9 protein-coding genes are annotated in these 15,190 nt (G+C 44.2%); 6 read left to right on the top strand and 3 right to left on the bottom strand.

All coding sequences use genetic code 11. The annotated features are described in order from the left end of the window. Positions 1-13: 13 nt before the first annotated feature. Positions 14-1,189 (bottom strand): FecR family protein, encoded by a 1,176-nt coding sequence (locus tag AC59IL_RS03105; protein ID WP_496550613.1) that lies wholly within the window; start codon positions 1,187-1,189, stop codon positions 14-16. A gap of 337 nt (positions 1,190-1,526) precedes the next feature. Here AC59IL_RS03105 and AC59IL_RS03100 point away from each other — a divergent pair, with 337 nt between their 5' ends. After that, complete coding sequence (locus tag AC59IL_RS03100) at positions 1,527-1,925, top strand: ester cyclase (protein WP_496550612.1); 399 nt, start codon at positions 1,527-1,529, stop codon at positions 1,923-1,925. Between the two features lie 128 nt (positions 1,926-2,053). Here AC59IL_RS03100 and AC59IL_RS03095 read toward each other — a convergent pair whose 3' ends face one another. Together AC59IL_RS03095 and AC59IL_RS03090 are read right to left on the bottom strand one after the other, a co-directional pair. After that, entirely contained in the window at positions 2,054-3,136 is a 1,083-nt protein-coding gene (locus AC59IL_RS03095) for a WD40/YVTN/BNR-like repeat-containing protein (protein WP_496550611.1), read from the bottom strand. A 154-nt stretch (positions 3,137-3,290) separates the two neighbouring features. Further along, positions 3,291-3,563, bottom strand: a complete 273-nt coding sequence (locus AC59IL_RS03090; protein WP_496550610.1) for a MoaD/ThiS family protein — start codon at positions 3,561-3,563, stop codon at positions 3,291-3,293. A gap of 1,636 nt (positions 3,564-5,199) precedes the next feature. Between AC59IL_RS03090 and AC59IL_RS03085 the strand changes: the two genes are divergently transcribed. The 5 genes from AC59IL_RS03085 to AC59IL_RS03065 all read left to right on the top strand — a co-directional run bounded on the left by AC59IL_RS03085 (position 5,200) and on the right by AC59IL_RS03065 (position 15,163). After that, positions 5,200-6,909 (top strand): tetratricopeptide repeat protein, encoded by a 1,710-nt coding sequence (locus AC59IL_RS03085; protein ID WP_496550609.1) that lies wholly within the window; start codon positions 5,200-5,202, stop codon positions 6,907-6,909. Positions 6,910-7,323: 414 nt separating this feature from the next. Continuing rightward, complete coding sequence (locus tag AC59IL_RS03080) at positions 7,324-9,558, top strand: peptide-N-glycosidase F-related protein (RefSeq protein WP_496550608.1); 2,235 nt, start codon at positions 7,324-7,326, stop codon at positions 9,556-9,558. Between the two features lie 80 nt (positions 9,559-9,638). Then, the gene (locus tag AC59IL_RS03075) at positions 9,639-10,202 is read left to right on the top strand and encodes an RNA polymerase sigma factor (RefSeq protein WP_496550607.1); all 564 of its coding nucleotides are present in this window, start codon (positions 9,639-9,641) and stop codon (positions 10,200-10,202) included. Positions 10,203-10,282: 80 nt separating this feature from the next. Continuing rightward, positions 10,283-11,296: a FecR family protein gene (locus tag AC59IL_RS03070; protein WP_496550606.1), complete on the top strand. Its 1,014-nt coding sequence runs from the start codon at positions 10,283-10,285 to the stop codon at positions 11,294-11,296. A gap of 210 nt (positions 11,297-11,506) precedes the next feature. Then, positions 11,507-15,163 (top strand): SusC/RagA family TonB-linked outer membrane protein, encoded by a 3,657-nt coding sequence (locus AC59IL_RS03065; RefSeq protein WP_496550605.1) that lies wholly within the window; start codon positions 11,507-11,509, stop codon positions 15,161-15,163. Positions 15,164-15,190: the final 27 nt, after the last annotated feature.

Genomic DNA, 15,190 nt, shown 5'->3' with positions numbered 1-15,190 from the left:
GGCTTCGGTCTTCTCACATTACTATCAGGGTCTTTCCTTCGAGCCTGAAATGCACGCCATAGCTCTCCAACATTTTTAATATGTTCGAAAGGTTGATGTTACGGCTGATGCGTCCTCCGTATTTTTCATTACCTGTTTTTGTTTCGTATACAATATCCACATCGTACCAGCGGCTTACCTGCCGCATGATCATTTTCAGATCGGTGTCATCAAATTCAAACCAGCCATTCTTCCAGGCCATTACCTGGTCAATGTCTATATCGTCTTTTACGTGTATCGATGCACTGCTATTGGAAGCAATAGCCTGTTGACCAGGTATAAGTATTGCCGATTGCCGATTGTCGATTGCCGATTGCACCCGCACCTTACCCTCGATCAACGTTGTTTTAATAACTTCCTCATCTTTATACCCGTTCACGTTGAAATGGGTGCCCAGCACTTCTATATCCTGCGATCGTGTTTTTACATGAAATGGTTTTGCGGCGTTTTTAGCTACTTCAAAATATCCTTCTCCATCGAGTTCTACTTCACGCAGCCTGCCGGTAAATGATGTTGGAAAACGAAGCGAGCTGGCCGAGTTGAGCCATACTTTCGAACCATCGGCCAGCACCAGCTGATACTGGTTTCCCCTTGCTGTAGTAACAGTATTAAACACTACTTCACTATTGCCCTGTTCTTTGGCGGTGGCTGCATAGCTAAGCTGACCTTTAATATTCAATACGGTTACATTTCCCTGTTGGGTGATCGTTCCGCTGGCGCTGTCAAGCACGATCTTTTTGCCATCGGCCAGGGTTAAAATGGCTGCATCTTTTCCCGGCGGAAGGTCTTTGGGGTTTGTTTTAACGGCAACCGGCTGAGTGGTGCGGGTTTGGGATTTGTTCATCAGCCAGTAATAACCTGTTGCTCCTGTCATAACAAATACAGCAGCGGCCGCTGCAACCAGTTTGTAATTTTTTCGCTTCAGCGCAATTACTTTCGTTTCCTGCTCCTGCGGTTCCTGTACACCGATATGACTGGTGATCTTTCTATATAACAAATCTTTTAATGCTGCTTCTTCTTCGCCTGTCAGCTCTGTTGTGCCGGCTGCCTCAAGCCGCCGGTAATATTCTTCTATCAACGCTATTTCCGCATCGCTGGCAGTGCCATCGCGATACTTATCCAACAGGTTGAAAAATAAATTTTTGTCCATACTATCTTATATATGTACCGAAAGAGTAGGGGTACCCTACGGTAAAAGGGAAGAATTTTTAAAAAACAGGGCGTGTGAAAAAACAACAAGGTATAAAACCGTAAGGCACAAGGCACAAGGAACAAGGTACAAGGCTCAAGGGACAAGGAACAAGGCGCCCATCGTCTTTCTTCGACAGCCATTTTCCCGATCAGAATTTTTATTATCAGAGGAGCTGAAATCGCAATTAATTGAGCTGTTAGCGTTACCGGGTTGAGCAGGATGTTGGGAAATTTGCAAAAGAAATTCAGCATGAGAAATGAGAAATTGAATATTGTTAAGATTAATAATAAATAATATGAGTACACTACAGGAAACGAACAAAGCAGTAGTAGCGCGATTTAATAAGGAGTTTATTGAAAAAGGAAATGTGCAGGCTTTTGAAGAACTGGTGGCGAATGATTTTGTGAACCGCAGTGCAGCTACGCCTGGCATACCGGCCGGCCGGGAGGGGATCAAAGATTATATTATACAGGTGCTGCACAAGGCGCTCACTGATATTAAGGTAGATATTTTTGACCAGATTGCAGAAGGCGATACCGTGGTTACCCGAAAATCTATTTCAGGTATACAGGTGGCTGAGCTTTTGAACAGGCCTGCAAATGGCCAACGCATTACCATGCACCTGATCGATATCGTTAAGTTGAAAGATGGTAAGTATGTGGAGCATTGGCGTTATGGACAGGTGTTTGAGTAAAGTTTAAAGTATAAAGTATAAGGTTTAAGGTAGAACCCTAAGTTCGAACATAAAAACTGATTTCAAAGACGTTTAAATTCTGATAATCGGGTTCCCTACTTTAAACTTTATACCTTAAACCTTATATTTTAATCAACGAATTGCACTGAATGTATCATAGGCAAGTAGTTATTTACAACCTGCCAGTTTTCGCCGCGGTCGGGCGAGAAGAACAGGTTGCCTGTGGTGGTGCCAAAAGCAACTGCGTCGCCTGAGGTTACCAGTGCATGTCGATAAATAATGTCGTAACAATTTTCCTGTGGAAGCCCGTTGCGCAATTGTTTCCAGGTTTTGCCGCCATCGTCGGTACGACAAATACACAGCGCGCCTTTGATGGCAGTGCGTATCATGTCACTGTCGGCCGGCGCTACCCAGGCCTGATCGGGATTGTCATCGGCCACGGCAATGGCAAAACCAAAACGGGCAGGCCCCTCGGGCTCACTTATATCCTGCCAGTTCATACCGCCATCGGTTGACCGAAATATACCACAGTGATTTTGCTGCCATAATACATCGTGATTGCCCGGTGCCGCTACAACAATATGCGGGTCGTGGCCTACTTCAGCATTCGGGTCGGGCAAAAAATCGGCCCGTAAACCTTTATTGCGTATTGCCCAGTTTTTGCCGCCATCAGTTGTTTCAAAAACGCCGGCGCAGCTGATGCCAATATGAATATGATCTTCATTGCGTGGATCAACCAAAATTGAATGAATGCCTGGCAGATCGCGCCCGCCGCCGAACCAGCCTTCTTTGCGGGTGGGATGCTGCCACAGCGATTGCACCAGCTGAAAACTGTTGCCTTCATCTTCGCTCATAAACAAACCGCCGGGATCGGTGCCGATCCATAACCGTCGCATAAAATGACTACCGCCATGCGACATTGACCACAGGTACCGCGTAGCAGCGGGTTTGCCATCTTTTACTTCTTCTCCTTCGGGGTAGGCCGGCGCGGCCACTTCTTCCCAGGTTTTGCCACGGTCGTTCGATCGTTGCAGCTTAACGCCCCAATGACCGTGATCGAGGCAAGCCCACCAGGTGCCATTGCGCGGATCGGCATATGCAATTGAAACTGGTACGCCTTCAAAGGAGCAGTTTTCGGCCTGCCATTGATTATTCAAAAAGCGATAAGCAATAAAACCCTTACGGGTGCCTAACAAAAGCGTTGATTTCATCTGTACTATTTTTAATCAGTAAAGAAGATTGTATACAATTAGTACGTTACACCTGAAGCCTTGTGCCTTGCTTGCTCACCGAAGCTTTAGCGAAGGTGAGTGCCTTGTACCTTGAGTCTTGTACCTTGTGCCCTGTACCTTGTTCCTTGTGCATTCATCCGCCCGACAAAGCCTGCATAATATAAATTTCGCTGTTTTCGGTAAACGGATCGCTGAGTGAGGTTCGGTCATTTATAAGAATACCATCGATAAAGATATTTACATGCTGACGAAGGTGGCCCTGTTCATCGAGTACATATTTGCATACACCGGGGTTGCCGGCTTCTATTTCCTGCAAAACAGCCGTCAGTGTATTTCCCGTTATGGCAGTGTCTTTTAGCTTCGGGAAAAATCTTTTAAGCGCATAGGTAAATTTTACCGTTGGCATGATATAAAGTTACAAGTTCCAGGTTTCAAGGCACAAGGTTCCGGGTTTTAATTTTGCCGACAAAAATTATAACTCTCCGGGTCTTTGTCTTCCGGCTTTTAACCTGTCTTTGCAACTAATCTACATCATTATATATATTGATAATGACCTGCCTGATGCAAAAACCGATAAAGCAGGAAAACCAGGGGGTGAGCAGCGATTTTAGGGGAATGAGCTAATTGCTAATTGGAGGCAGCCAAAGTCCGAACGGGCCCGGTGCACCCAAAAGTGTTCGAAAACCCATTGTTCGATGTTCTTTCAGCTTTGCGGCGTGTGGGAATGGCTTTGTTGCGTGTTGCAACCTGCGAATCATGTGGCTAAACGGCTTCTCAACCTGGCTATATGCTTTAGCCAGACGTTAAACCAGTATTACAACTGCGAAGCAGGGAATAGCAATTGGCTAAACAGGTTAGCCACGTGGCTAAACAATCAAAACAAGTTGCATGACATCTTTGCACGGTTGCAGCGCATCTTTGTTGGAGTGCAGAACATCTTTGTTGAGTGGCACAACATCTCTGCAACTTGTTACAACCTCTCTTTTCGCTGTAAAAATGTTTAGCCACGTGTGAAAAGCATCGTTACAAATGTTTAAATCTCCGTTTCATTTGATATAACCAGCGTAACAACTGAAGAAGTAAGTAAAGCATTTGGCTAAACGCCAAAAACAGGTTGCAGAGCATCTCTGCAGGTCAGCATAGATGCTGCGCAGGTGAGCAAAAATGCTGAGCAGGTTGCGAAGATGTTGCACAAATTGCAAAAGGTGCGAAAACACGTGACAGCTCCTATTTGCTGATTGTTTTTTAGTTGTTGCACCTGAGTTAAGGGAAAAATCACATGTGGAACACCTTTCAGCAAGTTGTTTTTTCATTAAAACAGGTAACAGCCCATCTTTTCAGGTCAACATAGATACTCTGTGAGGGTTGCATAGATGCCGGCAGGTCTGAATAATGCCGGGCCGGTTGCATGAATGGGGAGCAGGTCGACAAAGGGGCGAAAACGGGTAACAGTACATGTTAGCTGATTGTTTTTTGTTCTATTGAAAGCAAAGTGTGCTACCGGCAGAACAGATAGTAAAGTTGTCCATTACTGTTATAACTCAGAAAACATTCCGGCGAAACATCAATCTTATATAGAAAAATTACCGTGTGCCTGCGCAGCGTATCCTCGCACCGTTCCTGAAATTCAGTGTTGCAACGCACGGTATACCCGTACGCTATTGACCGGCACTGCAAACGCAGTGCGTAATACGTGCAGCATCCCGTACTGTCCTGAAATAAATGCCATGTTGCAACGGTACGTCCATTACCTGCACTGCAAACGATTGTTACAGATAGTGTGCTGACACTGCTTATGTTGTAGGGAGCTGTTTATTGTCTGACATTTGTAAAAAGCAGGGATCTGATTATAAATGTGCAAAAGACATTAATTCTTTTTTTTTGTAATTGGTAAATATTTTTTATTATAGCGGTGAAACTCTTGACCCCCCACTATTACCTGATTGACTGTTTGATTTCTTGCCTTAGGTAAAAAATCGCGTTGCGCCATACGCTAAGTAACCAAAGCACTGAAAGCTAAACCTTGCAAAAACCACTGACTGATGAGAAAGAAACTGCCGCTCTTTTTTTTATTACTGCTTATTGTTTTACTAACCTATCCCTTGCCATCTGATTATTTTGGCATTCTGCAAAAAACGGCGCCCGGGGAAAGGGTTACCGTTGCCCGTAGAATTTATAACGATCAGGTACTGCATCTTGATTCGGCAAATGCCCTCGCCGCTTTGAACGGGCTGCTTCATTGGGCCGATGAAAAAAATGATGTGCCGCTGAAAGTGTTTTCGCTGATTGCCATGGGTGATTATCAGAAAGAAGGCCATGGCATGCATGCTACCGGCGGTTTACGGTATTTTACAAAAGCGCTTGAGCTGGCCAAATCGCAAAACCTGAAGGAACAGGAGGCGGAGATATATAATAATATGGGGTTGATCTTTTACAAGCTCAACAAATATCCGCAGGCTTTTGAATACATGATCAGGGCTAATAATATTATTCAGAATGAAATCGGTTATGAAAATTATCCGCATTCCGGCAGCTATCTGTTCGACCTGGGCCTGATGTATTACGATTTTGGCAACTTTGAAAAGGCCAGGCAATATCTCTCCAATGCTATAAAATACCCGTTCAGCAATTCGGTAGCAGCCATTCACACTTACAATACACTGGCGCTTTCCTACAGCGAGTTAAAAAATAACGACAGCGCCGTTGTGTTCTTTCAACGGGCGCTGGATATTGCCAAAACATCGCACGATGTGCCGTGGACAGGCATATTATCAGGCAATCTGGGAATGGTTTATTACGAATATAAAAAATACGATTCGGCGATACCGTTGCTGAAAACCGATTATACACTGAGCATGCAAACCGCGCAATGGGCAAGTGCTGAACATACATTGGTTTTGATGGCAGATATCGATATCGAAAGGAATGATCTGAAAGCCGCTGCTTCCAAACTGGATGAAATTGCCTCATTGTTTAAAAAAGAGAATGCTCCACGTACATATTTATACTATGCGCTGAAAAAAGCTAAACTGTTTAAACGGCTGAATAGATTTGATAGCGCTTTTGTATATCTCGACACCGCACGCCGGCTGCAAAATGAATTGAGAGAAAAGCAGAATGCGATGATAATTACCCAGGCCGAGCAGAAAGTGGCTGTTGAGAAGCATTTGGCTGAGATGAAGCTGCTGGCCAGCGAAAAAAGTAAAAGCCTGCTGGTGCGCAACTTCATAATAGTGGTAATATTATTATGTTTGATAATAGCCGCACAGTTTATTTACCGCCTGCAAATAAGGCAAAAAAAGAACAGGGAGCTGTTGAAGGATGCATCGGCCCGGTTGAATTATTACATCGAAAATGTTCGGGAAAAGAATAAACTGATAGAACAGTTTAAACGCGAAATAGAGGAACTGAATGCATTGCCCGATAATAATATTGTGCTTAAAGAAAAAGAAGAGATCGCCGAAAAGCTGAAGCGATATACGATCCTCACCGAAGACCACTGGAACGAATTCAGGCAACTGTTCGAAAAAGTGCAAAAAGGGTTCTTCGATAACCTGAAACAAAAATATCCCGACTTAACACCTGCCGAACAGCGGTTACTCGCATTGTTAAAATTAAAACTTTCCCGAAGAGAAATGGCCGCCATGCTGGGCATTGCTCCGGATTCCATCAAAAAAACGCGGCAGCGTATTCGCCGCAAGATCAATCTGCAGGACGATGATGAGCTGGAGGAACTGGTTGATAATATATAATATCAATTTCCTTTAGTTAAGGGTTTTTAATTCTCGCAAAGGCGCTCCCGCCATGGCGGGACAAAGATGATCGCTTCGCGATCTGTAAGAACGCTAAGAAAAAGCTTTGCGGCTTTGCGCCTTTGCGCGAGACTATTCGCATATCTCAAAAAGTAAAATATACATAATAGTTAGGAGGGGGGATACAAACCTGAAATTTTTCAACATAAACAAAGAAATGTTGATGTATGATATTGATATAACTATCAGTCGTTTACATTTTTGTCCAGATGTTTATATGGTATTGTACCCCCTGTTGTCCCGGCATTGTCCCGCGATTGCGACGGTTGCGACTCCCCCTTTTTAATTTATCTGAGCGTAATTTAAGTGTCCGCTACCCATTTAAGTCAACAACCAAACAAACAACTGCAAAGAATGAGATACCTTATACGTGGGGGCTTACTGTTATTTATTATATCACTGCTTACTTCTGTAAAATCAGTTGCCAATCCCGGCGACACTACCTGGGTTCAGGCACAAAACGACGTACACCTTGATTACTACAACGACTTTGACGCCAGTGTAACTTTTCCGAACGGTTCCGTATCATATCGTAAAATAATAATGGTATTTACGTTGGGCAAATATCAATGTCCTTCAGGTACCCAATATTGTGGCGACTGGGATTATACCGTTCAAAATTTTCTGATGACGCCCACCGACACCTTCGAATTGAGCCGGTTGATCACACCCTATGCCAACGCCTCTTATCCCAGAACGGGCTGGAACTGGAAGCAACGCTATTATTTTGATGTAACAGATTATTACCCGGTATTAAAGAACAACGCAACCATCCGGTTAGGCTATCATAATTATTCAGGCGGTTTTACCGGCAACATACAGTTTGCCTTTATCGAAGGCACGCCTCCGCGCAATGTTACCGGTATAAAAAGATTATGGCATGGAGCCTTCCCTTTTGGAAACGCATCCGACCCTATTGAAAATTATTTGCCGGCAACCGATGCGGCTGTTCCTTCCGGTACGCAGCAGGCCGATATGAAGTTTACGGTAACGGGGCATGGCAGCGACAATACCGGTTGCTCAGAATTTTGCAGTAAATATTATCAGGTATACGCCAACGGCAGTTTAACAGAACAAAAAACGATCTGGAAAGCCGATTGCGGCAGCAATAACCTGTATCCGCAATCAGGCACCTGGGTATATAACAGGGCAGGGTGGTGCCCCGGCGAACTGGTGAATCCTAATATCCACAAGCTGGGTAATGCAGCATCCGGCAGTAATATGAATGTGGATGTAAATTTTCAAACCTATAGCAATTCCGGTACTGCGTCGTACATCATTGAATCGGCTTTGTTCTTTTATGGCGCGTATAACAAGTCGTTAGACGCATCGGTAGAAAATATTATTGCACCCTCTGACTATGAAGGCAATTTCAGATCCAATCCCATTTGCGGAAACCCTGTGGTGGTTATCAGGAATACCGGCGCTACTACTATTAATACTGTGTCGTTTCAATATGGTGTGGCTGGTCAAACTTTGCAAACCTATACTGCAACCGGTTTATCACTGGCTGCATTGAAAGATACCGCTATCATGCTGCCCAACCTCACGGCGCTTAGCTCACTGGCCGCCGGCACGGTGAACAGATTTGAGGTAACCATTCAGCAAATCAATGGAAGCGCCGACGGATATGCGCTCAATAACAGCATGCAAACATATTTTGTTACTGCGGTTGACTGGGCGGCACAGTTTGCCGTTGTATTAAGAACCAATAGTAATGGTACGCAAACCAAATGGCGCATCGAAGACCTGAATGGTACCGTTCTGAAGCAACGCAATCCAACAGCATCCAATACTACCTATACCGACACGTTACAGTTGCCCGACGGCTGTTACAGAATGGTGGTTACCGATGATGGGTGCAATGGTTTATACTGGTGGGCCAATTCTTCGGCCGGTAAAGGTTATTTATATACTGTAAAAATGGATGGTACCTACCAGCCTTTAAGCAACGGGTTACCGGCTTACCCTGCTACGCTTGCCGGTGATTTCGGTTGCGGGTACACACAATATTTCAGAGTGATCAGTCCGATTCCTGCGGCAACGCTGGTGTTACACGGCGCTGTAAAAGAAAATGCCAATGTGCTTTCGTGGCAAATATCGCAGGAAGTGAACACCGATCATTTTGAACTTGAATTTTCAACCAATGATACGGTATATACGTCGGTGGCTACTGTTCCCGCTAAAGGCAACACCACCGATGCTGCTGATTACAGTGCCGAACATGTACCTGCTGTAAAAGCGCCTTTTTATTATTACCGGTTGAAATTGTTTTATAAAAACGGCGCTTCAAAGTACAGCAATGTTGTTATGCTGTCGCCCGCGCCCGGTGGCGATTTCGTGGCAGAAGTGCGCCCCAATCCGTTTTCAGATCAGTTGAAATTATATATCACGGCCCCCCGTTCGCAGCAGGCCGTGGTAACCCTGTTCGATATGCACGGCCGCCCATTGTATAATAAGAACATTGCCATACAGGCGGGCCCTAATGTTATTGCCGTAGATGGACATGCGCGATTAGCCGCAGGTATCTACACAATTGTAATACGCTCAGACGGACAAAAGATAGTTAAGGAATTAATGAAACAATAATGCATCACATTGCCGGCCCTATGAAGCTGTATACAATAAGTCCATAAACGGAAAGATCAACATTAAAAAACGTACATTTTATGAAGAGCCCCGATTCTAAATTAGTAGCAAGGTTACGAGCCGGAGATGTGTCGGCCTTTGACAGTTTGTATTGGCGGTATTACCAGGTAGTGTACCGCAATATTGTTAAACTAACCAAAGAGCCGGTAGTTGCACAGGATATTTTACAGGAAGTGTTTATACGATTATGGGAAAAACGGCATGAGATCAATTACGAACAACCGGTTGCCAACTGGATATTTGTTATCAGTTTTAATCTCTCAATCGACTATACCCGGAAAAAACTGAGAGAAGAAGTGCTTCACAGGAATTTGCTGGCTTCGGATGAGCATACTGCCCAATATGTATTCGAATATGAACAGTACTATCACCTGCTAAAACATGCCATAGAACAATTGTCACCGCAAAAACAAAAGGTTGTAAAGCTATGCAAGCTCGAAGGTAAAACCTACGAAGAAGCAGCCGCCGAATTGCAGATATCACGGCATACCGTAAAGGAATATTTATCTGCTGCTATGATCAACTTAAGCGATTATATTCGAACGCATGCGAATAATGCATCGGGAATGGGATTCATGGTGTAGTAAAAAGATAAAAAAAAGTTAACAAAGCATCCCCCCGGTTTTACAATAAAAACGTGTTTATAATATATAAAATCTAACTGGTGAAAGACAGACAGGAATATTTGAAATATTTATTAGCCCGTAAGACGCTTACCAGTGAAGAAAAAGAATGGTTGCTGAATTACCTCGAAGGAACGGATCTTACTGATATGGAAAAGGTAGCAGCAGCAGATTTTGAGGCAGACATAGCTTACATGAGAAAGTCGCTCGACGAATCTCAATCGGAAAGCCTGCTAAAGAACATCCATACCCGAATTGAAATACCACAAAGATCTTTGGCCCCTGTGATTCGCCTGCACAGTATGAAAATAGCCATTGCCGCCGCCATAATCATTCTCGCCGGTGTGGGTTATTGGTTAAATGAAAATATGCTGATGACTGTGCCGGTGCAAAAAGAGATCGCAACCGGCGGAAAAAGAAAAGTGTTAAAGCTGGCCGATGGTTCGGTAATAACAGTTGAACCAAACAGCCGGTTACGATATCCCGACCGGTTTACCGGCGATAACAGGGAAGTGACTTTAACCGGGGAAGCTTTTTTTGAAGTTACGCACGATACAAAACATCCGTTTATTATTCATTCGCCCTGTATAAAAACCACTGTGCTCGGTACTTCATTTAATGTAGAAGCCTATGCCAACGGGTTTTCAAGAGTGGTGGTAACCAGCGGACATGTTAAGGTTGAAACTACCGATAGCAATAAAGAGTTGCAGGCGGTTATTATAAACACCAATCAGAGTGTAGTATACAATAATACTACCAATGAAATACAGAAGATAGAAGCGCCGGAAGATGCAGTGTATTATAAGCAGCGGCATACAGGTAAATTCAGTTATGCGGGCGTTTCTGTGACGAAGGTGATTGAGGAAATGCAGCGATATTATCATACAAAAATAACGCTGGAGGGTAGTTCAATGGGATGTGCGTTTTACGGTTATTTTCACGTAGATGATAATATTGAAAAAGCCCTGAGCCTGGTTGCTCTTGCGCTGAACGCAACAGTAAAAAAAGATAGTAACGGTAAAGGATATATTATTTCCGGCGGAAACTGCCGGTGACTGAAACCAAATCTGAAGCAGTTTCGTGTTAATGGCAAACCCTAAGCCACAGCGGAACTCATTTCAAAGCATCTTGCCATTTAATGTTTTGGCCGCAATAGTTGCATGGCTGCAAAGCCGGCGACATGGCTGCCTATTACTTAAAACCAACTAAAAAAAGGTATGTACAAAACAATACCACAGGAATCTGTTTGCCCTGGCGGGAAAAAAATGAAGCATTTATTACTGATCGTGCTGCTGTTCGCTTTATCTGCAGCCAACGTTATGGCTGGCGGTAATAAAACGAAGAAACGGCAGAACGTATTGGATAAGGTCATTTCAATTGAGTTAAAGAATGTGGTATTGAAAGATGCCCTGGATAAAATCGGCGATGCTGCGAAAGTGTTTTTCATTCATACCAATAACGATGTATTGATAAAAAATAAAGTAAGTATATCAGTTCAGAAACAAAAAGTGGGCGATATACTTAAAAAGATACTTTCGCCCTATGCACTATCTTATATCGTAGTAGATGACCGTATTATTGTACGTCCCGAAAATAATGTGCCTGTTCGGCAAACATCCTCGGGCGAAGCGCCTGTAGTTGCTCCTGCACCTGCTATTGCTAATAATAATATCGATATAAAAGGAGTAGTTACCTCCGAAAAGGGGGCGCCCCTGGCAGGTGTTTCCATCGTAGTAAAAGGCACACCACGGGGTATTGCCACTAATGATAAGGGTGAGTTCGAACTTAAAAATATCAGCAGCGACGCCGTGCTGGTATTTAGCGTTACAGGCTATGCAACCGAAGAGGTTAAAGTAAGCAGTTTAAAATCCGGTAACATTCATATAAAGCTGAAGGAAGAAGCCACCAATATGGACCAGGTAGTGGTAACCGGTTACCAGAATATTGACAAAAAGAAGTTTGCAGGTTCATCGGTGCGTTTGAAAATGGATGATATTAAAATGGACGGAACCACCGATGTAAGCCGTATGCTCGAAGGCCGCGCTGCCGGTGTTTCGGTTCAAAACGTATCGGGCACATTTGGCGCCGCTCCCAAAATACGTATTCGCGGGGCTACCTCAATCAATGGTGATAACAAGCCTTTATGGGTGGTAGATGGCGTTGAGTTGCAGGATGTCGTAAATATTTCGAACGACCAGTTATCGAGCGGCGATCCTACAACGCTGTTGGGTTCGGCTGTTGCCGGCTTAAATGCCAACGATATCGAAAGCTTCGATATATTAAAAGATGCCGCTGCGACCGCTATGTATGGTGCACGCGCCATGAACGGGGTAGTGGTGATCACTACAAAGAAAGGCCGGGCCGGCCGCACTTCGGTGAACTACATCGGTAATTACAGCACCCAGTTAAAGCCAACATACAAGGATTATAACATTATGAACTCGGCCCAGCAGATGTCGGTTTTAGCCGAGCTGGAACGCAAAGGAATTCTGGGTCCTGATATTCTTGACAGATCAGACATTGGCGTGTATGGTAAAATGTACGATCAGCTCAATGCACGGAATGATGGCAGTTTCCCATTGCGCAATACATATGCCGATAAAAAAGCTTTTTTACTGCGCTATGCTAAGGCCAATACCGACTGGTTCGATCTGTTGTTCCGCAATAACTTTATGCAGGAACATTCTTTAAGCATATCATCCGGTACCGATAAAACACAAACGTATTTTTCAACCAGTTATTATGGCGATAACGGATGGACGGTTGCCGACAAAGTGAGTCGTTATACATTGAACTATCGCAATAACTACAAGTTTAACGAAAAGCTGAGCGGCGGTTTTGCTACTGTGGGTTCGGTTCGTCAGCAAAAAGCGCCGGGATCGCTTACCCGCAGTGGTAACCCTGTAGAAGGCAAGTACGATCGTGATTTCGATATCAATCCTTTCAGTTATGCGCTGAACACCAGCCGCACCCTCACTGCCTACGATGAAAATGGCAACCGGGAATATTTCAGAAGAAACTTCGCCCCTTTTAATATTCTCAGTGAGTTAGAAAACAATTACCTCAACCTGAACATTATCGACCTGCGGTTACAGGGCGACCTGTCTTATAAAATATCAAAGAACCTGCGGTACGAGTTTGTAGGCGCCATGCGGTATGTAAAATCAACCCGTGAGCACCAGATCACCGAAAACTCAAACATGGCCAATGCTTACCGCGCCAATCAAACTTCAACCATTCAGAACAACAATAAATTTTTGTATCGTAATCCCGATGATCCTGAAGCTTTACCCGTTGTGGTGTTGCCTTATGGCGGGTTTTACAATCGTGCAGAAGATGCGCTGATAAACTTCGATGTAAGGAACGGTATCACCTACAACAAAACCATCGGTAAACATTCGGTAAATGTAATGGCCGGTCAGCAGGTAAAATATGCCGACAGGCAACACTTTTCAAATACCGGTTACGGGTATCAGTATAATAATGGTGGTGTTCCTTTTGTTGATTACCGCATTCTGAAAGAAACGATCGAGAACAATTTTCCTTACTATGAAATGAGCAAGGAGTACGATCGCTTTGTGGCCATGTATGCATCGGGCACGTATACCTACAATTCAAAATATAACTTAACAGGCAATGTACGCTATGATGGCAGCAACCGCCTCGGTAAATCGCCCAAAGCGCGCTGGCTGCCTACCTGGAGCGTTGCAGGTTCATGGAATGTAGATCAGGAGCCTTTTATGTCGAATATTGGTTGGGTCAACCGCCTCACCGTAAGAGGTACTTATGGCTTAACAGCCAGTATGGGACCTGCCACCAACTCGAGCATTGTATTGAAAAATGCCAATACCAACCGCCCTTATTCAACTGAGGTAGAGTCGGTGATACAGCTCATCAATCTTGAGAACAGCGATCTTACCTGGGAAAAATTATATACTACCAACCTCGGTGTTGATGCAGGCTTATTAAATAACCGCATAAATCTTAGTGTGGATGCGTACCAGCGCAGAAGTTTCGACCTGATCAGCCTCATCAAAACATCAGGCATTGGCGGCGAACCTTATAAAGCAGGTAACTATGCCGATATGACTTCGCAGGGTGTTGAATTGCTGTTGGCCGGCGAAGTGATCCGTGCCAGAGACTGGAGCTGGAAAACCACTTTAACCTTTGGTTACAATACTACCAAAATCACCAATACCAAAAACAATCCCAATATTTTCAGTTTGGTGAGTGCCGAAGGAGGAAACAAAGAAGGATATCCTGTACGCAGTTTATTCTCGATCAAATACAAAGGGCTCGAAAATTTTACCGGTATACCTCAGTTCGTAAATGAAGAAGGTAAAACAAGTACGAACGTGTATATGCAATCTGAAGAAACAGGTAACCTCGTTTATGAAGGACCTGTTGATCCCAAATTCACCGGAGGTTTAAACAATACTTTCCGTTACAAGGCATTTTCACTGAACGTATTTGTTACGTACCAGGCAGGCAACAAAATAAGACTGTACCCTGCTTTCAGAACTTCCTACTCTGACCTCGATGCCATGCCAAAAGAATTTTACGACCGGTGGGTAAAGCCGCTCGATGAAAAATATACCAATGTTCCTTCAATACTCGATGCATATCAGCAATCGCAGTTAGGTGGAGCGTACCCTTACAACAACTACAATTATTCAACCGAGCGTGTGGCGAAAGGCGATCTGATAAGATTGAAAACCGTATCGCTCAGTTACCAGCTTACCAATGCTGCATTGAAAAAAATTGGACTGACCAGCGCTTCTGTAACGGCTGCCGCAACAAATCCATGGTTAATTTATTCTGACCAAAAACTTCGGGGACAAGACCCCGAGTTCTTTAACTCAGGCGGCGTGGCGCAGCCCGTTCAGAAGCAATATACGTTGTCGCTGAAGCTCGGACTGTAACGGGCAATAGGCAATAGACAATAGGCA

Source organism: Niastella sp. sgz303648 (assembly GCF_059587045.1).
The sequence above is the reverse complement of the archived record's forward strand: the minus strand, read 5'-3'. Positions and strand labels throughout refer to the sequence as shown.